At 52.5% G+C, this 26091-nt stretch carries 22 protein-coding genes and 1 pseudogene; 19 read left to right on the forward strand and 4 right to left on the reverse strand.

Annotated features, from left to right (window positions below; genetic code table 11):
• Positions 1–46 precede the first annotated feature (46 nt).
• From smc to MON40_RS03815, 3 genes are all read left to right on the forward strand, one after another.
• Entirely contained in the window at positions 47–3529 is a 3483-nt protein-coding gene (gene smc / locus MON40_RS03805; protein ID WP_003777248.1) for a chromosome segregation protein SMC, read from the forward strand.
• 376 nt (positions 3530–3905) lie between these two features.
• Positions 3906–4574, forward strand: coding sequence for a PoNe immunity protein domain-containing protein (locus MON40_RS03810; RefSeq protein WP_242925995.1), 669 nt, complete (start codon positions 3906–3908; stop codon positions 4572–4574).
• 90 nt (positions 4575–4664) lie between these two features.
• Entirely contained in the window at positions 4665–5510 is an 846-nt protein-coding gene (locus MON40_RS03815; protein WP_003777251.1) for a PoNe immunity protein domain-containing protein, read from the forward strand.
• A gap of 188 nt (positions 5511–5698) precedes the next feature.
• On the opposite strand, the gene MON40_RS03825 is transcribed toward MON40_RS03815, so the two are convergent.
• Positions 5699–6595: an IS3 family transposase gene (locus MON40_RS03825; RefSeq protein WP_242925997.1), complete on the reverse strand. Its 897-nt coding sequence runs from the start codon at positions 6593–6595 to the stop codon at positions 5699–5701.
• Complete coding sequence (locus tag MON40_RS03830; RefSeq protein ID WP_242925880.1) at positions 6499–6849, reverse strand: helix-turn-helix domain-containing protein; 351 nt, start codon at positions 6847–6849, stop codon at positions 6499–6501. Before MON40_RS03830 ends, MON40_RS03825 begins: the two co-directional genes overlap by 97 nt.
• A 329-nt stretch (positions 6850–7178) precedes the next feature.
• On the opposite strand from MON40_RS03830, the gene MON40_RS03835 reads away from it, so the two are divergent.
• From MON40_RS03835 to ruvX, 3 genes are read left to right on the forward strand one after another with little or no spacing between them, the layout of a single operon-like run.
• The gene (locus MON40_RS03835) at positions 7179–7730 is read left to right on the forward strand and encodes a CreA family protein (RefSeq protein ID WP_003763874.1); all 552 of its coding nucleotides are present in this window, start codon (positions 7179–7181) and stop codon (positions 7728–7730) included.
• A 12-nt stretch (positions 7731–7742) separates the two neighbouring features.
• Positions 7743–8291, forward strand: a complete 549-nt coding sequence (locus MON40_RS03840) for a YqgE/AlgH family protein (protein WP_019271440.1) — start codon at positions 7743–7745, stop codon at positions 8289–8291.
• On the forward strand, positions 8284–8751 hold the full coding sequence (ruvX, locus tag MON40_RS03845; protein WP_003777257.1) for a Holliday junction resolvase RuvX: 468 nt from the start codon (positions 8284–8286) through the stop codon (positions 8749–8751). Before MON40_RS03840 ends, ruvX begins: the two co-directional genes overlap by 8 nt.
• A gap of 90 nt (positions 8752–8841) precedes the next feature.
• On the opposite strand, the gene MON40_RS03850 is transcribed toward ruvX, so the two are convergent.
• Complete coding sequence (locus MON40_RS03850; RefSeq protein ID WP_003777258.1) at positions 8842–9810, reverse strand: hypothetical protein; 969 nt, start codon at positions 9808–9810, stop codon at positions 8842–8844.
• Positions 9811–9976: 166 nt separating this feature from the next.
• Between MON40_RS03850 and MON40_RS03855 the strand changes: the two genes are divergently transcribed.
• From MON40_RS03855 to MON40_RS03900, 10 genes are all read left to right on the forward strand, one after another.
• Complete coding sequence (locus tag MON40_RS03855; RefSeq protein WP_050797961.1) at positions 9977–10960, forward strand: hypothetical protein; 984 nt, start codon at positions 9977–9979, stop codon at positions 10958–10960.
• 130 nt (positions 10961–11090) lie between these two features.
• Entirely contained in the window at positions 11091–12431 is a 1341-nt protein-coding gene (locus tag MON40_RS03860) for a DUF2868 domain-containing protein (RefSeq protein ID WP_039862819.1), read from the forward strand.
• Between the two features lie 71 nt (positions 12432–12502).
• Positions 12503–13840: a DUF3482 domain-containing protein gene (locus MON40_RS03865; protein ID WP_147611954.1), complete on the forward strand. Its 1338-nt coding sequence runs from the start codon at positions 12503–12505 to the stop codon at positions 13838–13840.
• A gap of 51 nt (positions 13841–13891) precedes the next feature.
• Complete coding sequence (locus tag MON40_RS03870) at positions 13892–14407, forward strand: DUF1543 domain-containing protein (RefSeq protein WP_003777267.1); 516 nt, start codon at positions 13892–13894, stop codon at positions 14405–14407.
• A 10-nt stretch (positions 14408–14417) separates the two neighbouring features.
• Positions 14418–14840 (forward strand): 6-carboxytetrahydropterin synthase QueD, encoded by a 423-nt coding sequence (gene queD, locus MON40_RS03875; RefSeq protein WP_003777269.1) that lies wholly within the window; start codon positions 14418–14420, stop codon positions 14838–14840.
• Positions 14841–14962: 122 nt separating this feature from the next.
• Positions 14963–15334, forward strand: a complete 372-nt coding sequence (locus MON40_RS03880; protein ID WP_003777271.1) for a DUF1304 domain-containing protein — start codon at positions 14963–14965, stop codon at positions 15332–15334.
• Positions 15331–15969 (forward strand): 7-carboxy-7-deazaguanine synthase QueE, encoded by a 639-nt coding sequence (locus MON40_RS03885; RefSeq protein WP_003777273.1) that lies wholly within the window; start codon positions 15331–15333, stop codon positions 15967–15969. The genes MON40_RS03880 and MON40_RS03885 overlap by 4 nt, the downstream gene beginning before the upstream one ends.
• A gap of 151 nt (positions 15970–16120) precedes the next feature.
• The gene (locus MON40_RS03890; protein ID WP_003777275.1) at positions 16121–17560 is read left to right on the forward strand and encodes a hypothetical protein; all 1440 of its coding nucleotides are present in this window, start codon (positions 16121–16123) and stop codon (positions 17558–17560) included.
• Between the two features lie 15 nt (positions 17561–17575).
• A complete protein-coding gene (locus MON40_RS03895) occupies positions 17576–18976 on the forward strand; it encodes a hypothetical protein (protein WP_003777277.1) in 1401 nt (466 codons plus the stop codon).
• A gap of 421 nt (positions 18977–19397) precedes the next feature.
• Entirely contained in the window at positions 19398–21572 is a 2175-nt protein-coding gene (locus MON40_RS03900) for a TonB-dependent siderophore receptor (RefSeq protein ID WP_003777280.1), read from the forward strand.
• A gap of 119 nt (positions 21573–21691) precedes the next feature.
• Here the strand turns inward: MON40_RS03900 and MON40_RS03905 are convergent, their stop codons facing one another.
• Positions 21692–22216: a hypothetical protein gene (locus MON40_RS03905; protein WP_003777281.1), complete on the reverse strand. Its 525-nt coding sequence runs from the start codon at positions 22214–22216 to the stop codon at positions 21692–21694.
• A gap of 418 nt (positions 22217–22634) precedes the next feature.
• Here MON40_RS03905 and pepN point away from each other — a divergent pair, with 418 nt between their 5' ends.
• The 3 genes and pseudogenes from pepN to MON40_RS13515 form a co-directional block, all read left to right on the forward strand.
• A complete protein-coding gene (gene pepN, locus MON40_RS03910) occupies positions 22635–25238 on the forward strand; it encodes an aminopeptidase N (protein WP_003777284.1) in 2604 nt (867 codons plus the stop codon).
• A gap of 149 nt (positions 25239–25387) precedes the next feature.
• Positions 25388–25816 carry a hypothetical protein gene (locus MON40_RS03915; RefSeq protein WP_003764307.1) on the forward strand — a complete coding sequence of 143 codons (429 nt, stop codon included), beginning with the start codon at positions 25388–25390 and terminating at the stop codon, positions 25814–25816.
• A gap of 78 nt (positions 25817–25894) precedes the next feature.
• Positions 25895–26002: pseudogene (locus MON40_RS13515) on the forward strand (IS5/IS1182 family transposase); the annotation flags it as partial.
• Between the last annotated feature and the right edge of the window lie 89 nt (positions 26003–26091).

The following is a 26091-nucleotide window of genomic DNA, read 5'->3' on the forward strand; positions in this document are numbered from 1 at the left end:
TTTTAGTATAAAATCCCACTTTATTTTTTCTCCCCGTCCTTATCCCATGCGCCTGACCCACATCAAACTCTCCGGCTTCAAATCTTTTACCGACCCGACCACGATTCATGTGCCGGGGCAGCTTGTTGCGGTTATCGGGCCGAACGGCTGCGGCAAGTCGAATGTGATTGACGCGGTGCGCTGGGTGTTGGGCGAGGCTTCGGCGAAGCAGCTTCGCGGCGAGAGTATGCAGGACGTGATTTTTAATGGTGCGGCAACGCGCCGTCCTGCGCCGAGGGCTTCGGTGGAGCTGGTGTTTGACAACAGCGACCACAGTTTGCAGGGGGCGTGGGGGCAGTATGCCGAGGTGAGCATCAAGCGGCAGCTGACGCGTCAGGGCGAATCGACTTATTTCATCAACAATCAGACCGTGCGCCGCCGCGACATTACCGATTTGTTTCTGGGTACGGGCGTGGGGGCGCGTGGTTATGCCGTTATAGAGCAGGGGATGATTTCGCGCATCATCGAAGCGCGGCCGGAGGAGTTGCGCGCCTATATCGAGGAAGCGGCGGGCGTGTCCAAATATAAGGAACGCCGCAAGGAGACGGAAGGTCGTCTGAAAGACACGCGCGAGCATTTGCAGCGTTTGGGCGATTTGCAGAACGAGTTGGCGCGTCAGGTGGAAAAGCTGGAGAAACAGGCGGAAACCGCCGAACGCTACAAATCCCTGACCGCGCAGTTGAACCAACAACAGGATTTGCTCGATTACGCCCAATGGCAGCAATCGCTTGCCGCCGCCGATAAAGCGACCGCGCAGCATCAGTCTTTGCAGGCGCAGCAGGACGAAACCGCCGCGCAGGTTCAGGCGTTAAACGACGAAGTACACGCCTTGCAGACTGCCGAACAGTCGCAGCAGCAGGCGGTGCACGAATTGAGCAACAAACGCGGCGTGTTGCGCGAGCAGATTGCCCGTTTGGAAGAACAAATCCGCCATCAACAAAACCTGCACCAACGCATCGAACGCGACAAACAGGCGGCGCAGGCGCAGATGCAGCGCATCCATCAGGAGCAGCAGCAAATCCGCGTGCAGCTTGAAGAAAACGAGTTGCAGGCCGAGGAAAAGCAAACCGAGTTGGCAGAATGGGCGATGCAGGTTGCCGAACACGAAGAGCGTCTGCCCGAATTGGAAGAAGTCCAAGCCACGCTCAATGCCGCCTTCCAAACCCAGCAGGACGAGGCAAACCGCATCCGTCGCGAGTTGGCGTTGAAACAGCAGCAGCTTGCCCATGCCGAACAAACGATTGCCAAGCACGAAGAGCGCAAAGGTCGTCTGAAACTGGAAAACCAAGCCCTGAACCTGCCCGACGAAGCGGAAACCGCCGCCGCGCAGGAAGCCGCCGCCTTGTTGCAAAGCCAGCAAGAGCATTACGAAGAACAAATCATCGCCACCGAAGAAGCCTTACACGCCGCCCGCGAGGCGTTTCAGACGGCCTCAAGCCGTTTTCAAAGCCTGAAGCAGCAACACATCACTTTGCAGGCGCAACAGCAGGCGTTGTCGCAAATCCTGTCGCAACAGCAGGAAGCCGCCGACTTTTGGCAGGCAACCGACCACGCCGCCGCGCCGCAGCTGTGGCAACACATCACCGCGCCCGCCGAGTGGCAGCACGCCTTGTCCGTCATCCTTGCCGAACGCCTGCACGCCCGCGCTGTGCCGCAAGGCTTCGTTCCCCCCGCGCCTTTGCCGCAGGGGCAGGCAGCATGGCTTTCAGACGACCTCTCCGGCGGCATCAAAAAATCCCTGCCCGTACAGGCATTGCTGAACCAAATCCAAGCGCAGCCGCCGTTTCAGACGGCATTGCACCACTGGCTCGACGGCGTATTGTGCGCGCCCGATTTGAATTATGCCCTCGCGCATCAAAGCGATTTGGGCGCACACCAAATCTGGCTCACGCCCGAAGGCCATCAGGTTGATAAAGTCAGCGTCCTGCTCTATGCCAAACCCGCGCAGGAAAGCCTGATTGCCCAAAAAGCGCGCCTCGACGGCATCGCTTCCGAACTGGAAAACCTCGCCCCCGAACTCTCCGCCTCCGAAGCCGCGTTCAAACAGGCGGAAGCCGCCGTGCGCTCGTCCGAAGTGCAGCACAAAAATCTGATGCAGCAGCAACAGCAGCACACGCGCCAATACAGCCAGGCGCAGCAACGCGCCGCCGAACTTCTGGCGCGCACCAACCAAGGGCAAATCCGCCGCGAACACATCGAGCGCGAACTGGCGCAGTTGGCGGAAGAACAGACCGTGTTGCAACACACGTCCGACGGGCTTTCAGACGACATCATTACTTTGCAGGAAGCTGCCGCCGAACTCGAACACCAACAGCAAACCACCGCGCACAGCCGCCAAGAGCAGCAAGGCCGTCTGAAACAGGCGCAGCTTGCCCTGTTGGAAGCCAACCGCCAATACGGGCTTGCCGAAGTCGCCGTCCATAAGCTCAACCAGCAAAAACAAAACTACCAACAGCAAATCGCCCGACTCGAACAGCAAACCCTCGACTGGCAGGAACGCCAACAAGAGCTTGCCCTCGCCTATGAAACCGAGTTCCAAAACGACGAGCAGCACATCAAGCTCGACGAGCTGACCGAAGCCGTGCACACGCTGGACGAAGAATACATCGCCGTGCAGGAGAAACTTGCGCAGATTCAGGAGCAGGGCAGGGAGCAATACGCCCGCGTACAAACCCTGCAAACCAAGCTGCCGCAGCTTCAGGCCGCCACCCAAACCGCCCTGTTGCAGCAGCAGGAAGCCCTGATTAACGCCAAACGCTACCATCAAAACCTGACCGAACGCGCCGCCGATTTGGACGCGCTCGAAGCGTTGGCGAAAGAATCGCCGAAAGTATTGAACAGCAGCATCGGCAGCCTCACCCAGCAAATCGAAGCCCTCGGCGCCGTCAACCTCGCCGCCCTGCAAGAACTCGAAGAAGCGCGCGAACGCGACGGTTATTACCGCAGCCAGAGCGAAGACGTACAGGCCGCCATCTCCCTTTTGGAAGAAGCCATCGCCCAAATCGACGACAAAACCAAAGAGCGTTTCAAAGAAACCTTCGACGCCGTCAACGGCAAAGTCCAAACCTTCTTCCCCACCCTGTTCGGCGGCGGCGAAGCCACCCTCAAAATGATAGGCGACGACCTCCTGACCGCCGGCGTATCCATCATGGCGCGCCCGCCCGGCAAGAAAAACAGCACCATCCACCTTCTCTCCGGCGGCGAAAAAGCCCTCACCGCCATGAGCCTCGTGTTCGCCCTGTTCAGCCTCAACCCCGCCCCCTTCTGCCTTCTGGACGAAGTCGACGCCCCGCTGGACGACGCCAACACCTCGCGTTTCTGCAACCTGGTCAAAGAAATGTCGGCGCAAACCCAGTTCCTCTACATCTCCCACAACCGCCTGACCATGGAAATGGCAGAGCAGCTGGTCGGCGTAACCATGCAGGAAAAAGGCGTCTCGCGCGTCGTTGCCGTGGACATCAAACAGGCATTGGAAATGGCGGAACCGTGATGAGGTGGGGGAATCTTGATTGAGCTTGATACGGAAAGGTCGTCTGAAAAACGAAATTAGGTTTCAGACGACCTTTCCGTGAATTGAAACAGGGCGTTGGATTCAGATTTCAAACTGCTATTGTTTGAGGGATTAAATTCGTCTCAATACAAAGATTCAAAGAATTGCACCAACCGAGCCAGATTTTATAGGGGTAAACATGAACGAAACCGAACAAGTTTGTTTTAATGAAAAACGCAGGCAGCATTTTTTAAGTGAGGAAAGATGGAAATTCATTGTTGAGAAAACACCGGAAACAATGAAAATTTTTAAAAATAATTCCAATTCAAATAATTTAGAACTGAGAAACTCCTACGGTTTGGCAGCATTTACAAAAATGGATTATGTAAAGTCTAGTTATACCGCTGGAGAATCTATCGGCAAACTTCCTGGTATGCTGGATGAAATTATTGATATATTAGAAGTTTCCACCAAATTCTGGCAGCAAAACAAAGCCGAATTAAACGAAATCGGCTACTACACCAGCCCGATGCCGTGGTTTTATGTCGAATACTATCTTAACACTCTGTACCTCATCGCGCTGTGCTACCTCCTGCAACGCGAAGACCTGCTCCCGCGCCTGCTCGAAGTCATCCTTGCCAATGCAGAAGATGGGCTTGAGCCTGATTCGACCATTGAGGATTTCTTCTACTACCGCTTCAAAGACCGTCCCGACCCCGATTATGTCCAAATGAACGACCATGTCGTTTTGATTTCAGACGCCATCCGCGAAAAAGATAAGGCTGAAAAACTCGCCATTCTCAACGCCTACCTCAAAGACTGGTACCACGAAATGGTCGGCATGAGCGACCTTGAATACCAATCCCACCTCGATCCAGAACAGAACGGTTATTGCGGTTACTGGGCATTCGAAGCCGCCGCCATCGCTTATCTTGACGATTTGGACGATACCGAATTGCGCCAATCTCCTTATTACCCCAAAGATATGGTTGATTGGGCGAGGGAGCAGAAACGCAAGCGTGAAGGAAAAGGTCAAGCTGATTAGTTTGGAAAAGTTGAAAGATTAAAAGGTCGTCTGAAACTAAGTAGCAGAATTAAGAGAGTACCGACCAAGCTAAATTTTACGGGAGTAAACATGAACGAAACCGAGAAAATTCCTTTTCATGAAAAGCGTAGGCAGCATTTTTTGAGTGAGGAAAAATATCAGAAAGAGAAAAATGGATATTTATCTAATTTAAAATTTTGGGGTAATAATTGGCAGAAAAGTATTTTAGAATCAAAACATCTATTTCGCTATAAATTTTCCGAAGTATTTGATTATTTGAGAATATGCTATACAGCGGGCGAGTCGATTTCCCTTTTGTCTCCTATGCTGGACAAGATTGTCTCTACATTAGAAGTTTCCACCAAATTCTGGCAGCAAAACAAAGCCGAATTAAACGAAATCGGCTACTACACCAGCCCGATGCCGTGGTTTTATGTCGAATACTATCTTAACACTCTGCACCTCATTGCGCTGTGCCACCTTCTGCAACGCGAAGACCTGCTCCCGCGCCTACTCGAAGTCATCCTTGCCAATGCAGAAGATGGACTTGAGCCTGATTCAACCATTGAAGATTTCTTCTACTACCGCTTCAAAGACCGTCCCGACCCCGATTATGTCCAAATGAACGACCATGCCGTTTTGATTTCGGATGCCATCCGCGAAAAAGATAAGGCTGAAAAACTCGACATTCTCAACGCCTACCTCAAAGACTGGTATCGCAAAATGGTCGGTATGAACGACCTCGAATACCAGTCCCATCTTGACCCCGAGCAAAACGGTTATTGCGGTTACTGGGCTTTTGAAGTTGCCGCCATCGCTTATCTTGACGATTTGGACGATACCGAATTGCGCCAATCTCCTTATTACCCCAAAGATATGGTTGATTGGGCGAGGGAGCAGAAACGCAAGCGTGAAGGAAAAGGTCAAGCTGATTAGTTTGGAAAAGTTTGAAGATTATAGTGGATTAACTTTAAACCAGTACGGCGTTGCCTCGCCTTGTCGTACTATCTGTACTGTCTGCGGCTTCGTCGCCTTGTCCTGATTCAAATTTAATCCACTATAAAAAGGGTCGTCTGAAAACCTGTGAACTGGCCCCCAAATCTTGGACACTCATAAAAGCCTATTCAGGCGCTCTGTGCAAGCTGGGTTCTGTATGCGACAGGACTCAGCTTTTTCAATTTCAAACTGCAACGCTCCCGGTTGTAGTAATCCATATAGTCATCTATCTGCTTCATCAATTCATCTACCGTCAATTCACCTGCGTTATAGAAACACTCCGTCTTCAACACCGCAAAGAAGCTTTCCATCGGCGCATTGTCCCAACAGTTCGCCTTTCGCGACATGCTTTGAACCATGGAATACTCCGCAAGCAATTCCCTATATCCCGACGTACGGTACAGCACGCCTTGGTCCGAATGCAGCATCGTTCCTTTAGCAGTCAGACGGGGGGCGGCTTTTTCGAGCATTTCCTTCACCATTTCGCTGTCGGCTCTGCGGCTCATGGCGTAGGCGACGATCTCGCGGTTGAACAAGTCCAAGATTGGCGAGAGGTACAGTTTGCCGTCCTTCCCTTTGAGTTCGGTAACGTCGGTCAGCCATTTTTCGTTGGGCTTTCGGGCTTTGAACCGGCGTTTGAGGAGGTTTTCCGATATTTCGCCCATGGCGGGATGGCGGTAGGCTTTTTTCGCCCGTATGAGGGCTTTCAGTTCCAACTGCCTCATCAACCGCGCCGCTTTTTTGCGGTTCCAATCCAATGTTGCGGCAATGCGCCTTTGCCCGTAGCGTCCTTTATGCCGCCGGTAGGTTTCGACAAGGAGGGCTTTGTCGGCTTCGTCGGGATTGGGTCGGTCTTGGTGATGGTAGTAAAAGCTGCTTTTGGGCAGGTTTGCGATGTGCAGCAGGTATTTGAGCGGGTGTTGCGCCCTCAGTGTTTGGACGGTTTGGCTTTGTCCTTTGCGGTCCGCTTTTGGCTGAGGGCTTTTAACTCCTTTAGGTAGGCGACCTTTGCGCGCATATAGCACAACTCTTCGATAAGCTCTGCCTGTGTTTTTTCTTGGTCGGGTTTATCTGCGATGAAGGGGTTTTTGCGGTGTTGGGGCATGGTTTTGGATTGGGGATGTTCGAGTGCGCCGATGCCGCCTTCTTGATAGGCGCGTATCCATCGTCTCAGGTGGGTTCGGGAAATGCCGTAGTGGTCTGCGGTACGTTGTTGGCTGCGTATATGCAGGTAGTGGAGTACGGCTTGGTATTTGAAGTGTAATGTATATTTGCTCATAAAAAAACTGCACCTTGTGAGTTGGAGGGGATGTCCAACTTTTGGGGTGCAGTTCACCTGTTTTCAGACGACCCTTTTTGTTTGCAGCCAAAGTTCAGATGGTAAACTTGACGATCTTGGCGCTCAATCCAGAGTTCTTTTTTTGAACCTTGAATGGACTAAAGAATGAAAGGGATGGGGCTTGTAGTGGGAAGGCTTGCAGCCGGTGATGGGATTCAATTGGGTATTTGGGTCTTTCCGATGCTTGCAATCTGAACAAGCGGTCTTATATAGTAGGAGCTGCGGTGTCAGCTTCTTTATTTCCAACCTTCAAAGGTTTCTTAATTTACATGAATAAAATTATTCTGCCTGCGCTTTGCGCCCTGCTTCTTGCTTCCTGCGGTAACGATACCGACAAAATCGGACGTGCCAGCACGGTTTTTCATATGCTGGGGAAAAATGACCGTATTGAAGTCGAGGGGTTTGATGATCCTGATGTGCAAGGGGTTGCCTGTTATATTTCTTATGCGAAAAAAGGCGGTTTGAAAGAGACGGTGAATTTGGAGGAAGATGCGAGCGATGCTTCCGTGTCGTGCGTGCAGACGGCGGAGGTCATCCGTTACAACGAGCAAGCCGTCGTCAAGCCGAGGGAAGTGTTTAAGCGCAGCGCGAGTTTGGCGTTCAAGAGCCAGCAGATTATCCGTTATTACGATCCTAAACGTAAGGCGTTTGCGTATTTGGTTTACAGCGACAAAATCGTTCAGGGTTCGCCGAAGAACTCTTTGAGCGCGGTGTCGTGCTTTGGCGGTGCTAAAGCGGATGCGCAGCAAGTTGCCGGCGGTATGGAAGGCAAACAGATTTACGGTGCGTGCGTCGTGGATGCGCCTGTGCCGAACAAGTAAAAGATGAGCGATATGAACCTAACCGACCATTTCCTGATTGCTATGCCCGATATGGACGACCCGTTTTTCGAAAATTCGGTGATTTATGTGTGCGAACACAACGAAGAGGGCGCGTTGGGCATCATCATCAACAAACCGTCGCCGATTACGATGGACATGATTTTTGCGGCAACCGACCGCAATATTCCTTTGCGGATGCAGCACGAACACGTCATGATGGGCGGGCCGGTACAGATTGACCGCGGCTATGTCGTGCATACGCCGGTGGGCAACTGGCAAAACAGTATGATTGTTTCAGACGACATTGCGCTGACGTCTTCGCGCGATGTGATTGAAAACTTATCGCGTCAGGGTGCGGTGGACAAGATTTTAATCAGCATAGGCTATTCGAGCTGGAGCAAAGGGCAGCTTGAACGCGAGCTGGCGGACAATGTCTGGCTGACGGTGAAGGCGGACGAGCATATTTTGTTCGATATGCCTTACGAACACCGCTACGCCGCCGCGTTTGCCAAGCTGGGCATCCAGCCCGATGCGCTTGTCTGTGGAGCCGGTCATGCATAAAGCACCGGCAGGGACGGTTTTGGCGTTTGATTTCGGCGAGGCGCGTATCGGCGTGGCGCAGGGCGATGCGGAGCTTGGCTTGTCGCATCCTTTGGCGACTGTTACCGGCAACAGCAACGACGAGAAATTCAACGCCATCGCCAAGCTGATACGGGAATGGCAGCCCAAGCATCTGGTCGTCGGACTGCCGACCCACGCCGACGGTACGGAACACGAGTTGACCCGCCTTAGCCGAAAATTCGGCCGCCGCCTGCACGGGCGTTTCAACCTGCCCGTATATTGGGTGGATGAACGGATGTCCTCGCTATATGCGGAAAGCCTGCTTGCCGAAGCGCAGGTATTCGGGCGCAAACAGAAGGCGGTACTCGACCAAGTGGCGGCGCAAGCGATTTTGCAGGGCTTTTTCGACGGCGGCGCGGCAGAGTATTTCAACGGCAGGGAAGAAGGTTCGGAAGAATAATTTGTTTGAGATAGTTTGAAAAAAGGTCGTCTGAAAGCTGTATTGACGGGATTGGAATCCGGCAACAAGCTTTCAGACGACCTTTTTGCATCAGAACAAGGCTTCAATCCTTAACAGCGCGCCGACGCGGTGTTTTTGGTTTTCCTTGCGGTTGTTGTAGTAGTTGACTTCGGTTTGGGTAAACAGCCAGTTGCGCCAAATCGGTTGGCGGTAGGTGGTAAACGGACCGTAGGTATTGAGGGCGGCTTTGCGTTTTTCGATATTGCCGCCGGTGTACACGCCGTAGTTGACGTGGCGGTGTTTGCCGAGGTTGTGTTGGCGGAAGAGGCTGTTGCCCCATGTCCAGTCTTCGGTTTTATCGTGTTCGTATTGCAGGTGTGCCTGATTGGCGATAAAGCTTTTTTCGCTGGGGATGTAGCGCGTTTCCCAGTTGGTACGGACATGGTGTTTGCTCTTGATGCCGTAACGGTAGATTTGTTCGAGGCTGGTGTCGATGTTGTCGGTCAGTTGCCAATTGCTCGAGCTTTTGGCACGGGCGTACAGGTCGCTGCCGGAGCGGATACCGATATCGAAGTCGGTATCGGTGCGCTGTTTTGCAAATACTTCAGACCAGCGTACGGCAAGGGAGGCGTTGTTGTCGCGGCTTTGGGATGCGTCGAATATCCTGCCGTTGGTATTGGTACGGTTGCGGTAGGCATTGGCTTCGTGTTTCAACTCGTCGTCCAAAGAGTCGTCACCGAAAATCACATGGACTTTTTTCTCCAAGGTCGGCAGTTTCAGACGACCCCGTACGCGGGGCGTCACGGTAAACTTGTCGTCAGGGTTCCATTCGGTATCGAGCATGACGCGCAGGTTGGCGTCGGCAGGGTGGTCGGGGTCGGGTTCGCCAAACCAATCGTCGATGCGGTTGGACCATTTGTCCAAGCGTTTGGAAACGACTTCGTGGCGGTGGTCCACCCAAGTGTCGCCGTCGGCGGGCGGTTCGTCTTTTGCGGCGGCAATCGTCGGAAAGAGGGTGAGCAGGGTGAGTAGGGATAACGTTGTGGTTCGGATAGTCATTGTTTTTCCTTGCTTAATGCATAAAGCTATTATGGACGGTATCTTAGGGATAATGCAAGTCGTCTGAAAAAGGCTGTGATAAAATCTTGCGCGCCCGGTTTGCCGCCGTTCTGTTGTGCAGAAAAGCAGTCAGGCGGGCGCATACCAATACATTAAGGAAAACCGAATGAGTATTTTGTCGAAAATTTTTGGGAACAAGCCGTCCGGCGAAACGGCACAAGAGCCGCGCAGACTTTCCGCGCAGGAAAAAAGCGAGGGCGCGGCGCGGGCGATTTATGCGAAAGATAAAGTGTATGTGCCGCTGTCTGCCATGCAGGCGGATGTGTCGGAAGGGACGGGCATCCCTTATATAGGTCGTCTGAAAGACGGGCGGACGGTTTTATATGTGTTTGAAAGCTATGAAGCGGCGCGGGCTTTTTCAGACGGACAGGACGGCGCTTTAGACGGCATCGCTTTGGTCGGCGCGTTGGATAAGGCAGACCAGTTCAATAATTTGAGTAATGTCCTGCGTGTCGCGCACTCGTTGGGCATTCAACTGATGGAATACCGAGGACAGGACGGCGAGCATTTCGAATGCGCACTTTCTTGGCTGATGCGTGTGAACGGCGCGGACGGCATGGCGGCTTCCCGAGAAAAAATGGAAGCGTTGTCCATCGGTACCGATGCCAAGCTGCCACTGCAATTCCACCCGATAGCCATCGTCGGTTTTTCCAATCCCTATAAGGTTACACCCGCGCGGGCGGAGGAATTGTTCAAGCAGTTTACGGATGTCGAAGATGAGGAATTGCTGAACTTTTTTGCCGGTAACACGCCGCAGGAAAATGTGCTGTTGATCGGGTTGGTGGAAAAATATTCGGCGGATTTGGCAAAATCCGTGAAGTATATTGTTTGGAACCAATTGGCAGAGCAGCCGCTTTTTGTCGGGATCAACCGCAAAGATGGCGGGCTTTACGCGCGGGACGGTTATTTATACCTCTTTTACACCGACCGCTTCCAACACATGGGACCTGTCGGCTGCCATCCCGTTTCCGGCAAGGAAGCAGCGTTGGACTTGGTTCGCCGCCACGAACTGAAAGGCATCGCCCTGACCGACGGGCTGCACAATATGGCTCGGTTTGAAAACGACGTGATTTTCCAAGACGGGGAATAGCGGCAACCTCTCTTCCGCCACTTGAGCGAAACGGTTTGCCTGAGCCGCATATTTAAAATACAAAGGTCGTCTGAAAAGGGCTGTGATAAAATCTTTGCGTTTTCACCATCCCTTTCAGACGACCTTTTTTATGTTGAACCCATCCCGAAAACTCGCCGAACTTGTCCGTATTTTGGAAGAGGGCGGCTATATTTTTGCCGGCGATCCCGTGCAGGCGACGGAGGCGTTGCGGCATGTCGAGGGCGGCGTGGAAGGAAAAATCATCCGCCGCGCGGAGATGATAGACAGAGACCGCGGGCTTCGGCATACCTTGGAACAAGTGCGGACCGGGTCGTTTTGGCTGTGGGTCGTGGCGGCGACAATGATGTTTAGCGGCGGCTTTTCCGGCACTTACCTTCTGATGGACAGCCAAGGGCTGAATTTTTTCCTGATTTTGGCGGGCGTGTTGGGCATGAATACGCTGATGTTGGCGGTATGGTTGGCAACGCTGTTCCTGCGCGTGAAAGTGGGGCGGTTTTTCAGCAGTCCCGCGACGTGGTTTCGGGGTAAAGACCCCGTCAATCAGGCGGTGTTTCGGCTGTATGCGAACGAATGGCGGCAGCCTTCGGCGCGTTGGATTACTGGCGCGACTTCGCACAGTCTATGGCTCTGCACCTTGAGCGGGATGCTGGTATCGGTATTGCTGCTGCTTTTGGTGCGCCAATATACGTTCAACTGGGAAAGCACGCTGTTGACCAATGCCGCTTCGGTACGCGCGGTGGAGATGCTGGCGTGGCTGCCGTCGAAACTCGGCTTCCCCGCCCCTGATGCGCGGGCGGTGGTCGAAGGTCGTCTGAACGGCAACATTGCCGATGCGCGCGCGTGGTCGGGCTTGTTGGTCGGCAGCATTGCCTGCTACGGCATCCTGCCGCGCCTGCTGGCTTGGGCGGTGTGCAAAATCTTTTTAAAAACAAGCCAAAGCAAGCTGGATTTGGAGAAGCCTTATTATCAGGCGGTTATCCGCCGTTGGCAGAACAAAATCGTCGATGCGGACACGCGTCGGGAAACCGTATCCGCCGTTTCCCCGAAAATCACCTTAAACGACGCGCCCAAGTGGGCAGTCATGTTGGAAACCGAATGGCACGAAGGCACATGGTTTGCGGGCAGGCTGGCGCAGGAATGGCTGGATAAAGGCGTGGCGGCGAATCGTGAAGAAGTTGCCGATTTAGAGGCGGAATTGAAACAGAAACCCGCCCAGCTCCTCATCGGCGTGCGCGCGGAAACCGTCCCCGACCGCGGCGTGTTGCGGCAGATTGTCCGGCTTTCGGAAGCGGCGCAGGGCGGGGCGGTGGTACAGCTTTTGACGGAACGGGCGCTTTCAGACGACCTGTCCGAAACATTGGACCACTGGCGCAACGCGCTGGCAGAGTGCGACGTGGCATGGCTGGAACCTGACAAGGCGGCGCAGGAAGGTCGTCTGAAAAGCCAATAACGCACTTGAAATGTCCTGTTAAGCCGCCATCCTGAAAAAGGTCGTCTGAAAATCCATTCTCTCAAAATATGATGAACAACCAACCCCTTTCCCTCGCCGTCGTCGGGCACACCAATACCGGCAAAACCTCGCTCCTGCGCACCCTGTTGCGCGATAGCGGGTTCGGCGAAGTCAAAAACGCCCCGTCCACCACGCGCCATGTCGAAGAAGCCGCGATTACCGACGGCACCGACACGCTGCTGTACCTGTACGATACGCCCGGACTCGAAGACGCGGGCGGCGTTTTGGATTGGCTGGAAACCAACACGGACACACGCGCCGACGGCATCGAGCGGCTGCAAAAGTTCCTCGACAGCCACGGCGCGCATCACGATTTCAACCAAGAAGCCAAAGTGCTGCGGCAGCTTCTGCAAAGCGACATGGCGTTGTACGTCATCGACGCGCGCGAACCCGTCCTCGACAAATATCGGGACGAATTGACCATTCTTTCATGGTGCGCCAAACCGGTCATGCCCGTGTTCAACTTTACCGGCGGACAGCTTCCTGAAGCGTGGACAACCATGTTGGCGCGTCGCAATCTCCACGTTTTCGCAGGGTTCGACACTGTCGCTTTCGATTTTGAAGGCGAATTGAACCTTTGGAACAAGCTCGCCACCATGCTGCCGCAACACGACATCATCGACCGTCTGACCGCTTCCCGCCGCCGCGAATGGACGCGTCTGAACAAAGAAGCGCGGCACGAAATCGCAGGTTTCCTGCTCGATGTGGCAGCCTTCACGCAGGAAATCGACGAAAACGACGACCCCGCGCCCGTCCTGCAAACCATGCAGGCAGAAATACGTCAGCTCGAACGACAGATGCAGCAGCGGCTGTTTGCCCTCTACCGCTTCTACCACAGCGAAATCGACGGCGGCGACTGGGTGCCCAAAGCCTTCCATCAAGACCCGTTCGACAGTGAATTGCTCAAGCAATACGGCATCCGTACCGGCACCGGCGCGGCAACAGGCGCACTCATCGGCTTGGGGCTGGACATCGCCACGCTCGGCGGTTCGCTCGGCTTGGGGACGGCAATCGGCGGCTTTTTGGGCGGCATCCTGCCCAATACCCGCACCATTTCCGACAAGCTCACCGGCCGCCAAACCCTGCACACCGACCCCGAAACCCTGACCCTGCTTGCCGCCCGCGCCCTCGATTTGCTCCACATCCTGCAAACGCGCGGCCATGCGGCGCAATCGCAGGTCGAGTTGCACAGCCGCAAAGCGCCCTGGACGCCGGACAAACTCCCGTCCGAACTTAACAAAGCGCGCAGCAGGTGGAAATGGTCGTCGCTCAACACCCACCTCCCCGAAACCAGCCGCGCCGAACGCGAGGAATATACGGAAAGTTTGAGTAGGAAATTGGGCGGGTAGGCAGGCGGGGGACAGCCGGTTCCCAAATTTCCAAAATACGTCAGGACGAAGATGCCCAAACTTTATATGTTCTATCTCGGCGGTAACGCAGGCCGCTCCAATATCGAAGTGCACGACATCCAATTTGCCGTGTGCGACGACTACCGCGAAGCCATCCCTGCGCTCAAAGCCGCATGGTTCGGCGATGCGGACAAAATCCACATCGACGGCTGGCAGGTTGTCGAATGGGTGGACGGTTACGATGTCGATGTATCCGACCACGCCGAGCCGCAGGGGTCGTCTGAAAACGTCCCGCACCTGTATTTCGTCAATGTCGGCGGTTATCGCGCGGGACAGCTTGCCGAGGCGCACGCTTTCGGACTGTTCGTTGCTGCCACGCCCGCCGAAGCCAAACACAAAGCCCTGCAAACCCTGTTGACTGACCATATCCAGCAGCATAAAGACAACTTAAAAGACGTGGACAACCTGCTCCGGCTCGACCGCATCGGCAATCACACCATCCGCCTGACCCCGAATCCGCACGGTAAGCCTGCCGAAATCGGCTTTCAGGGCTATTTACCGATTTAAAGTACCCACCATGAAAATTACCAAGATATTCACCTTCGACTCCTCACATATGCTTGACGGGCATGACGGCAAATGCCAAAACCTGCACGGGCATACCTACAAACTCGAAATCACCGTTTCAGACGACCCCATACGGGGTGGCGCGAAAGACGGCATGGTGATGGATTTTACCGACCTCAAAGCCATTGTGAAAAAACATATTACCGACCCTTTCGACCACGCGTTTATCTACCACGGCGGCAACGGCCGCGAATGCCAAATCGCCGCGCTCTTGGAGGGCTGGAATATGAAAACCCTGTGCCTGCCCTGCCGCACCACTGCCGAAAATATGGCGGTCGAAATGTATGACCGTTTGAAAAACGCGGGGCTGAAAGTGTGCAGCGTGAAATTGTGGGAAACGCCGACATCGTGTGCGGAGTATGAAGGGGAGTAGGGGCGCGGTTTTGCCAGCGAACCAAAATCATCCGTTAAAAAGCAAAAAGGTCGTCTGAAAACCCGATTGCCTATGTTTCAGACGACCTTTCATATCAAACACACCCATTCAAAGGAATACCTATGAAACTCCTTTCCACCCTCTTAGTCCTCCTCGTCGCCGCCGAACATTTCTACATCGCCTGGCTTGAAATGACGCAGATTCCCAGCGAAAAGGCGGCGGAAATGTTCAAGCTGCCTTATGAATTTATGGAACAAAAGCGCGTGCAGACCCTGTTCAGCAACCAAGGGCTGTATAACGGCTTTCTCGGCATCGGGCTGGTGTGGTCGCGGTTTGCCGCGCCGAACAATGCCGTTTACGGCGCGACGATTCTGTTTCTCGGCTTCGTTTTGATTGCCGCCGCATGGGGCGCGTTCTCTTCCGGCAACAAAGGCATACTCGTCAAACAAGGCCTGCCCGCGATGCTGGCAGCGGCGGCGGTGTTGGCGGTATGAAAAAAATCAGTGTCGCCCCCGAAAATCCGCAATACCGCATCGTTGAAATTTTCGAGAGCCTGCAAGGCGAGGGCTGGAACACGGGTATGCCTGCCGTTTTCGTCCGCTTGGGCAAATGCAATCTGGCGTGCGGCTGGTGTGATACCGATTATTTGAAATTCGGCATGATGAGCCTGTCCGACATCTTAGGTCGTCTGAAAACCTACACTGCGCGCAATATCATCATCACCGGCGGCGAGCCGACCATCCAGCCGCATCTCGATACGCTGTTGGACGCGCTCAAGGCAGAAGGCTATTTCCTCTGTATCGAAACCAACGGACTCAAGCCCGCGCCGCCGCAAATCGACTACGTCGCCACCAGCCCCAAAGCCTGCTACGCCGCCAAATATGAAACCAACTGCATCGCCGAGGCCAACGAAGTACGCATCGTGGCGGACGGCGATGTCGTTGCGTTCTGCGAAAACATGGAACGCAAAATCCGTGCGCGCCATTACTACCTTTCGCCCTGCGAACAAAACGGCGTGATGAACATTTACGACACCATCCGCCAAATCGGTCTCTTAAACAGCCGCCCCGACGCGCCCGTGCATTGGCAGTTGAGCGTGCAGACGCACAAATGGGCGGGGATAGAGTAGGTTTCAGACGACATATTGATGTAAGGAAAGGTCGTCTGAAAAGATAAAAGGGCCGGGTATGGATATCTGGTCCTTTTGATATGGCAAATGCAAAAAATAAAGCCGATACACAGTATAATCGCCTTATTTTGCCTGACTCTATAAAAACATCATGAAACGTTTCTGGAAATACTTGCTTTGGACACTGGTCATCCTGTTGCTTGTCGTAGCGGTCGTCCTCTACATCGTTCCCTATTATCTGAAACAGCGCGAAATCCAAGCCGCGCAAGCGGATTTGGCGCTGCTTTCCATTCAGTCCACCCCGTCACCGTCTTTGAAAAACGGCATAGATGCCTTGTGGCTGCTGGAATTCCGCACGAAAAATGATGCCGATCGCGCCGACTTGATGAAGCGTTTCGGTAACGACATCCAAAGCAATAACAACCAAGATATCCTTAAGCAGAATCAGGAATTGCAAGGCAGGCGGCTTATTGTTCCTGAGTACGATGATAAATCATTGGACTGTGGCACAACGGCGCAAGAGTGCTTGGCTGAAGTGCGTGCCGACTTGCCGAAATCGAAAGCTGTGGTGGAAAAATACGCCGAACTGTTAGCCAATGTAGACAGGCTTGCCGACTACGATATTTTTGTTTCAAGAGATTGGCCTAATGATGATTATGGTATTGCTAATAAACCGCTTCCAAAGCTGCAATTCGTGACATACGGTAGAAAACCTGCCGCACTTGATTGGGCGGAAGGGCGGGAAGCCGAGGCATGGAAGCGCGTTTGCCGCAACATCAAGACAGGGCGCAGTATGCTGAATAATGATCCTGAGTTGATTTACGCCATGATAGGGAATGCCGTCATCCGAAGGAATACCGACCTTGCCGCGCAAATGCTGTACGAAAAACCCGAGTGGGCAAACCGCCTGCCTGCCGAATGTGATGGGATGTTTGATGTTCTGCCGGCAGAGGAACAAAATATTTGTTTGGCAGTTCAAGAAGAGTTTCGGTTAAGTGCCAATTCACTACGGCGATGGGAATTTGAACAGCAAAGATTATGGTTCTTACAGAAGTGGTACATGAATGTGAATGGATTTTATGAGTTGCTGACATTAATGAACGGAGAAATACAGTATACCGACATAATGTTTTCTCTTCTATTGCGTCCTAATGTGGATGCAGAACATACATTAGCCCACATCTCGCCTTACTTCGCCGCCTACTGCAAACCGGAAAAAATGGCTATTTTGAAAAATGACACTAAGGCGAAATGGATGCCTCCGGAAGATATGAACCAAACATTCGCTAAAAAATGGGCGTGTATGGGCAATAGTGTTGGCTGTATCACTTACGCTATTACTCTTCCTGCCTACGACTCCAACGTTCATCGCCTGCAAGATACCGCCATGCAGCAACGCGCATTCCAAGCCGCTTTAGAGTTATACCGACTGCCTGCCGGTAAACGCCGTGCTGCTTTAGAAAGCGTTTTGGCAAAACATTCCAGCCCGTCCCGTAGGTTGCGCTGGAACGAAGAACAGAAGGCTTTGGATTTTGAAATCTATCAGCAAAATGCCTCACCGCTGCCACTTAAGTTGAATTTGGAAAATTGATACGGGAAGAGCATCATGAAACGTTTCTGGAAATACTTGCTTTGGACGCTGGTCATCCTGCTGCTTGTCGTAGCGGTCGTTTTCTACATCGTTCCCTATTATCTGAAACAGCGCGAAATCCAAGCCGCGCAGGAGGATTTGGCGCTGCTCTCCATTCAGTCCACCCCGTCGCCGTCTTTGAAAAACGGCATAGATGCCTTGTGGTTGCTGGAATTCCGCACGAAAAATGATGCCGATCGCGCCGACTTGATGAAGCGTTTCGGTAACGACATTAGATATCATCAAGATGTTCTCAAGCAGAATCAGGAATTGCAGGGTAGGCGGATCGCTGAATTGAATCTCTATAACGAATCATTGGGGTGTAGCGAAAGGATGGCGGAGTGTCTGAATGCTATCCGCGCAGATTTGCCGAAATACAAAGCCGAAGTGGAAAAAAATGCTGCATTATTGGCGAATATGGATGGACTTGCCGACTACGATATCTTTGTTCCTAGAGAATGGTCGGGTGACGATGATTCACTTACGATCCCGTTTACAAAATTTCCATGGGTGGCGGCATATGGCAGCAAAGCCGCAGCCGTTGATTGGGCGGCGGGAAAGGAGAACGAAGCATGGCAGCGCGTCTGTCGTAACATTAAAATCGGTCGGAACATGCTCCATAATACTCCGGGTATGATTTACGTTGAGACGGGTATCGAAGCCATCCGCAGGAATACTGATCTTGCCGCGCAAATGCTGTACGAAAAACCCGAATGGGCAAACCACCTGCCCGCCGAATGCGATGGAATGTTTGAGCCCTTGACGGCGAAAGAACAAAGTATCTGTTCGGCTATAAGCAGTGAGTTCCGAGTGATCGGCAATGACATGCGTAAAAGGGAAAATGGGCCGTTTGATTTAATACAAGGCCAATTTCGCGAGTTGATAAATTCAGGTATGGGGACAGAGGATATCAGATCGATTATCCCCTTAATTCGACCTAATCTCGATTCGACACACACACAAGCGCTTTACGCTCCGCATTTTGCTACTTTCTGCAAACCAGAAACCACAGTTACCCTAGATGCTGACAGAAAAATGCAATCGGGGCTGTTGCCGAGACCGGATTCTTTTAAACATAAATGGGCATGTGTCGACAATAGTGTGGGTTGCTTACAGGCAGCAATTATGGTTCCGGATTACGTCGATTACGTCCATGACCTGCAAGATACCGCCATGCAGCAACGCGCATTCCAAGCCGCTTTAGAGTTATACCGACTGCCTGCCGGTAAACGCCGTGCTGCTTTAGAAAGCGTTTTGGCAAAACATTCCAGTCCTTCCCGTAGATTGCGCTGGAACGAAGAACAGAAGGCTTTGGATTTTGAAACCTATCAGCAAAATGCCTCACCGATGCCGCTTAAATTGAATTTGGAAAATTGATATAGTGGATTAAAATAAAAATGAGACAAGGCGGCAACGCCCGCCGTGTACGGGTAGTACATAAGGGCGTTGGCAACGCCGTATCATTGCAATTTTAATCCACTATACAACGGATTTATCTTTCACATAAATCAGCCAAAGGTCGTCTGAAACTTTTCAGACGACCTTTTTTGCAACTGTCGGATTTGTTTGATTGAGAATGAAAGATGGTCATGCAGATGAAAATGATGTATCGGGGACTATGTAAATTATTTGATTCATGCCCGTCAGTTCCCTATACTCCGACCGTTTTATTTCATCCTATTACAGAAATTTGATAAAAATTCTTATTTAATGCACAAAAAAGCCGTTTGCTGCCGAATGGTGCAAGGAGGTTTGGAACTCCACTGCCGTTCGGACGGCTAAATAATTAGGAGACACCATGCCATTATCTAAATTTCGTCCGGCGCGTTTGCCGGTTGCTGTTGCTGCGGCACTTTTATCTGCTTACTCCTTAGGTGCAGGGGATGGGGTTGAGCAGGTTGATTTGCCTACTGTCCAAGTACGGGGCGTCGGCAAACAGACAACCTCCAACTACACCATTCCGGCTTCCTCCGCTGCGACAGGCATCCGCCTGACCCAGCGCGAAACGCCGCAGTCTTTGTCCGTCGTTACCGAAAAACAAATGGACGATCAAGGTTTGGATACCTTGCAGGACGTGTTGAAACAAACACCGGGCGTGTTCCACAGCAAAATGGGCAACAACGTTTCCGGACACAGCGAGTTTATTTCGCGCAGTCAGGCGATTGACAGCATTTCTGTGGACGGCGCGCCCAAGTTCCTTTACGACGGTAAAGCCATCCGCCGCGGCACCAACAATCTGGACAGCGCATTGTACGAACAAGTCGTCGTCGTACGCGGCGCAAGCGGTTTGTCCAACGGCGGTATGGGCGAACCGGGCGGTACGGTTGCTTTGGAACGCAAAAAACCGACTGCCAAACCTGCTGTCAGCGTGGAAGCCGGTGTCGGTTCTTGGAAACACTACCGTTTCGTCCTTGATGCTAATCACCCTTTAAATGCCGATAATACCTTGCGCGGCCGCGTCATTTTGGTCAGCGACCACGGCGGCGATTACCTGCCGAACACATCGCGCCACAATCACACTTTCTACGGCATTCTGTCTTACGACCTCACGCCGCAAACCCACTGGCGCCTCGGTACGGAAATACACCGTTTCCGCAATACCGGCAGCTCGCCTTTCAGCTATCTGACCGTAGCGGGAAACCCTAGAAACAATCAACCTTTCAAACCGTTTGCAGCCTCACCGCGCAGTAATTCCTCGGCAAAATGGGCTTACGGTAAAGAAAACAGTGCGGAAATCTTCACCTCTATCAATCATGAGTTTGAAAACGGTTGGGCTCTGAACGGCAACTACAGCCATACTTATGGGAAAAGTGATGCAGTTTCCGGCATGGCTGGTCCTTTTACCATTTATCCGGACTATTCCGCTGTATTTGTTGCCGAGCGCGACCAAGCCAAGTACACCGACCAAGATTTTTCTCTGAATTTGGACGGCGATTACCCGCTTTTGGGACGCAAACATGAATTCAATGCCGGCATCAGCTATCAGTACAATAAGGAAACTCCTTCATATTACGAAGAAAATGAAGATGGGATTGTCCCTGATTTGCGCCTTTTTGACGGAAATTTCACAAAACCGGCCATACCCTACATTCGTGACGGCTTTGCCCATATGAAAAACCTCTCTGTTTACGGTTCGACCCGTTTCAAACTGACCGATAGGCTGGCATTGATAGGCGGCGGACGGTTTGTCGATTGGCAATACCGCTACAGTTCCGATCGCAACAATTTTGCCGACAGCAGGCATAAAAACAAGGTATTTATCCCCTATTTGGGCGCAAGTTATGATTTAAACGACAATCTGACAGCCTACACCTCCTATACCACCATATTCCGCCCGCAACCGCGCTATTTGGATCGAAACGGCAAACCGCTCGAACCGCAACGCGGCAAAACATATGAACTCGGCTTAAAAGCCTCGTGGTTTGAAGACCGTTTGAACGCTTCTGCGGCTGCATTTATCAATAAACGCGACCATTTGGGGAAAGAAATTCGCGATGATGAACATCAACGTATTTACTATGAATCTGTTAACAACACAACGACCAAAGGCGTGGAATTGTCCGTCGGCGGACGCTTGAGCGACAAATGGCTGATCAATGCTTCTTATGCGTACTCCAAACTCAAAAACGATTCGGGCAATTTGGTCAACCCTTCTTATCCTACCCACCTTTTCAAACTCTTTACTGCGTATGACGTTACCGATCGCCTAAACTTGGGTGCAAACGTCAACTGGCAAAGCGGTACAAACGCAGTATCTGATGAATACCAGCCCCTCACCGCTGCCGGTAAAGAAGCCTTGACCCAACGCCCATACGCCACGCTAGACTTGACCGCGCATTACAAAATCGGCAAATCCACCCGCATCGGTTTGGATTTTGAAAACGTGTTCAACAAACGCTACCGCCCCATGCCCGACATCCACGTTTACGGCACGCCGCGCAGCCTGACCGCTACGTTGAAACACACGTTCTAAAGCAGGCAGAAGAAAAGGTCGTCTGAAAATCTCGATTTGAGGTTTTTAGACGACCTTTTGGTTTGTATGGCGTGTATCGGGGAGGAAGCGGGTAGATGATTTTCTCTAAAACGGCAATGCTATTGGGACGGGGCGCATTCTTGCAGCAGCAGGTTGTCCGTCATGTTGTCAGGTGTTTCTTCCGAGGCTTCATGATGAACCAGAAAACCGCCGTCTTCCTTGTAGAAATCGGTTTCCGTAAAGTTGCCGATTGTCCAAGTGTATTGACCGTCGCTAAACGCGTTCAAATCCTCGTTGCTCATTTCGGGGCTGAAAGGTGCGACAAATTCGGCACCTTTAAAGCGCACTTGCGCCGCGGCTCCGTCCTCTGTTTTGAAATAGCGGACTGATACGCTGCCGTTGTCTTTGCAGTGGTAGGTTTGCCATTTTGCCTGATCCAAACCGGTCAGATTTTGTGTGGCGGAAGGCGCGGAGGCTGATGCTGCCTCGGAAGCGGAGGCTTGTGCCGGGGCTTGGGAGGCTGCGGCTGCCGACGCATTTGAAGCTCCGGATGCGCTGGCTTCTGCCGCTTCGTTGCCGGCGCTGCAGGCGCATAACAATGCAGTCAATGTGGAACACAAAAGGAGCAAAGGTTTGGAAGACATATTTATCACACCTCAAAGATAATCAAAACCTGACGGATTGGAACGGGAATGCCGGTAAAGGTTCATCCGCGCCTTGTCGGATCGGGCGGTTGGCTGCCCGAAATCCTAAAGCAATTTCGGTCATTTCGCTATTGCCGATATGGTAACGGATTATACCCGTGCGGGGGCGAAGGGGGCATTCTAACAGCGTAAACGAAAGACGGGGTCGTACCTGACTTTGTGGCATGAAATATTGGATAAAAGGTATTTTTGTGGGATGATGGGTGCGAAGTTTGTTATTTTGTTAAGATTGCATTTTCAGACGACCCAATAGGGGATGACAGCCGTCAGGACAAGGTACAGCGAAGCCGTCCGATGAAAGTTATCCACCCTATCTCTTTTCATTTCTTTAATTGATTCCTAACCCGAAAGCAAAACCATGAGCAAAACCGTCCGTTATCTGAAAGATTACCAAACACCTGCCTACCGCATTCTTGAAACTGACCTGCATTTTGACATTGCCGAACCGCAAACCGTCGTGAAATCCCGTTTGACGGTTGAGCCGCAGAGGGTAGGGGAGCCGCTGGTGTTGGACGGTTCGGCGAAACTCTTGTCCGTCAAAATCAACGGGGCGGCGGCGGATTATGTGTTGGAAGGCGAGACGCTGACGATTGCGGGCGTGCCGTCCGAACGCTTCACCGTTGAAGTGGAAACCGAAATCCTGCCGGCGGAAAACAAATCGCTGATGGGGCTGTATGCTTCCGGCGGTAATTTGTTTACCCAATGCGAGCCGGAAGGCTTCCGCAAAATCACGTTCTACATCGACCGTCCTGATGTGATGTCCAAGTTCACGACCACCATTGTCGCGGACAAAAAACGCTATCCCGTTTTGCTCTCCAACGGCAACAAAATCGACGGCGGCGAGTTTTCAGACGACCGCCATTGGGTGAAATGGGAAGACCCGTTTGCCAAACCGAGCTATCTGTTTGCTTTGGTCGCGGGCGATTTGGCGGTCACGGAAGACCGTTTCACCACCATGAGCGGCAGAAACGTCAAAATCGAGTTTTACACCACCGAAGCGGACAAGCCCAAGGTCGGCTTTGCCGTGGAATCGTTGAAAAACGCGATGAAATGGGACGAAACGCGCTTCGGTTTGGAATACGACTTGGATATTTTCATGGTCGTCGCCGTGGGCGATTTCAATATGGGCGCGATGGAAAACAAGGGTTTGAACATTTTTAACACCAAGTTTGTCCTTGCCGACAGCCGCACCGCCACCGATACCGATTTCGAAGGCATCGAATCCGTGGTCGGACACGAGTATTTCCACAACTGGACGGGCAACCGCGTCACCTGCCGCGACTGGTTCCAGCTTTCGCTGAAGGAAGGGCTGACCGTGTTCCGCGACCAAGAATTTTCCGGCGACCGCGCCAGCCGCGCCGTGCGCCGCATCGAAAACATCCGCCTGCTGCGCCAGCACCAGTTCCCCGAAGACGCAGGCCCGACCGCCCATCCGGTGCGCCCCGCCAGCTATGAGGAGATGAACAATTTCTACACCATGACCGTTTATGAAAAAGGCGCGGAAGTGGTGCGGATGTATCACACCCTGCTCGGCGAAGAGGGTTTCCAGAAAGGCATGAAGCTCTATTTCCAACGCCACGACGGGCAGGCCGTTACCTGCGACGATTTCCGCGCGGCGATGGCGGACGCGAACGGCATCAATCTCGACCAGTTCGCCTTGTGGTACAGCCAGGCGGGCACGCCCGTTTTGGAAGCGGAAGGTCGTCTGAAAAACAATATTTTCGAGTTGACCGTCAAACAAACCGTGCCGCCCACGCCCGATATGGCGGACAAACAGCCGATGATGATTCCGGTCAAAATCGGGCTGTTGAACCGCAACGGCGAAGCGGTGGCATTCGACTATCAGGGCAAACGCGCGACCGAAGCCGTGTTGCTGCTGACCGAAGCCGAACAGACCTTCCCGCTCGAAGGTGTAACCGAAGCCGTCGTTCCCTCGCTGCTGCGCGGGTTCAGCGCGCCGGTGCATCTGAACTATCCGTACAGCGACGACGACCTGCTGCTCCTGCTTGCCCATGACAGCGACGCCTTCACGCGCTGGGAAGCCGCCCAAACGCTCTACCGTCGCGCCGTCGCCGCCAACCTTGCCGCGCTTTCAGATGGCGTCGAGTTGCCGAAACACGAAAAACTGCTTGCCGCCGTCGAAAAAGTCATTTCAGACGACCTCTTGGATAACGCCTTCAAAGCCCTGCTTTTGGGCGTGCCGTCAGAAGCCGAACTGTGGGACGGCGCGGAAAACATTGACCCGCTGCGCTACCATCAGGCGCGCGAAGCCTTGTTGGATACGCTTGCCGTTCGCTTTTTGCCGAAATGGCACGAATTGAACCGTCAGGCGGCGAAGCAGGAAAACCAAAGCTATGAATACAGTCCCGAAGCCGCCGGCTGGCGCACGCTGCGCAACGTCTGCCGCGCCTTCGTCCTGCGCGCCGACCCCGCGCACATCGAAACCGTTGCCGAAAAATACGGCGAAATGGCACAAAACATGACCCACGAATGGGGCATCCTGTCCGCCGTCAACGGCAATGAAAGCGATACGCGCAACCGCCTGCTGGCGCAGTTTGCCGACAAGTTTTCAGACGACGCGCTGGTGATGGACAAATATTTTGCCCTCGTCGGTTTAAGCCGCCGCAGCGACACCCTGCAACAGGTTCAAACCGCCTTGCAGCATCCGAAATTCAGCCTCGAAAACCCCAACAAAGCCCGTTCGCTCATCGGCAGCTTCAGCCGCAACGTCCCGCATTTCCACGCGCAAGACGGCAGCGGCTACCGCTTCATCGCCGACAAAGTCATCGAAATCGACCGCTTCAACCCGCAGGTCGCCGCCCGTCTGGTGCAGGCGTTCAACCTCTGCAACAAGCTCGAGCCGCACCGCAAAAACTTGGTGAAACAAGAATTGCAGCGCATTCAGGCGCAGGAAGGATTGTCGAAAGACGTAGGCGAAATCGTCGGCAAGATTTTGGATTGAGGCCGTCTGAAATGGTGATGAAAGTTATTGTAATGTGATAAAAAAGGTCGTCTGAAACTGTCATTTCAGACGACCTTTTGTGATGGACACATATTCTGCTTCGTCATAAAATGCCATCTGTTTATTATTGATTAAACGATGAGGCTAAAATGAAGAAATATATTCTTGCAGCGTGTGCATTATGGTTTGCAGGTCAAGCATTAGCCGCTGATTTTTCTGGAAATTGGGGGTATGAGCAAGAACTGGAAGATGGTATCTACGGTAAATATTTTAATATTAAACAATCACCGAAATACATTATTTCCGGAGAGTGGAATGAAGGCCGTTCTAATGGTCCGGGCGGCAGCGGCAAGGTAAAAGGCTATGTCAAACGCGGCAAACTGTATCTGAGCTATTGCAGCGAAGGCGACGATTCTTGGTACACGCATTGTCCGAAATATGAAAAAGACCGTGGATATTTCGTGCGCAGAAACGGACAGCTTGTCGAGTATTACAGTTTGCACGGAAAGCGCAATGCTTACAGAAAGGGCGATGTGTTCACCCGACAAAAAGAAAAAGCGGCCGACGCATCTGAATAAGCAAAAGGTCGTCTGAAAACCGACGGTAGCGGTTTCAGGCGGCTTTTTTCTATCAAATATCATTTAATTTCTTGAATTTATAGTGGATTAAATTTAAATCAGAACAAGGCGACGAAGCCGCAGACAGTACAAATAGTACGGCAAGGCGAGGCAACGCCGTACTGGTTTAAATTTAATCCACTATACAATAAAACATCATTCAAGCCCCATCAGCCTTATGGGGTAGCCTTCCTTATCCCTTCATCAAAATGTGCTAAAATCCGCCTTTAAAAACT

The sequence above is a fragment of the Neisseria macacae ATCC 33926 genome (assembly GCF_022749495.1).
Lineage (GTDB): Bacteria > Pseudomonadota > Gammaproteobacteria > Burkholderiales > Neisseriaceae > Neisseria > Neisseria macacae.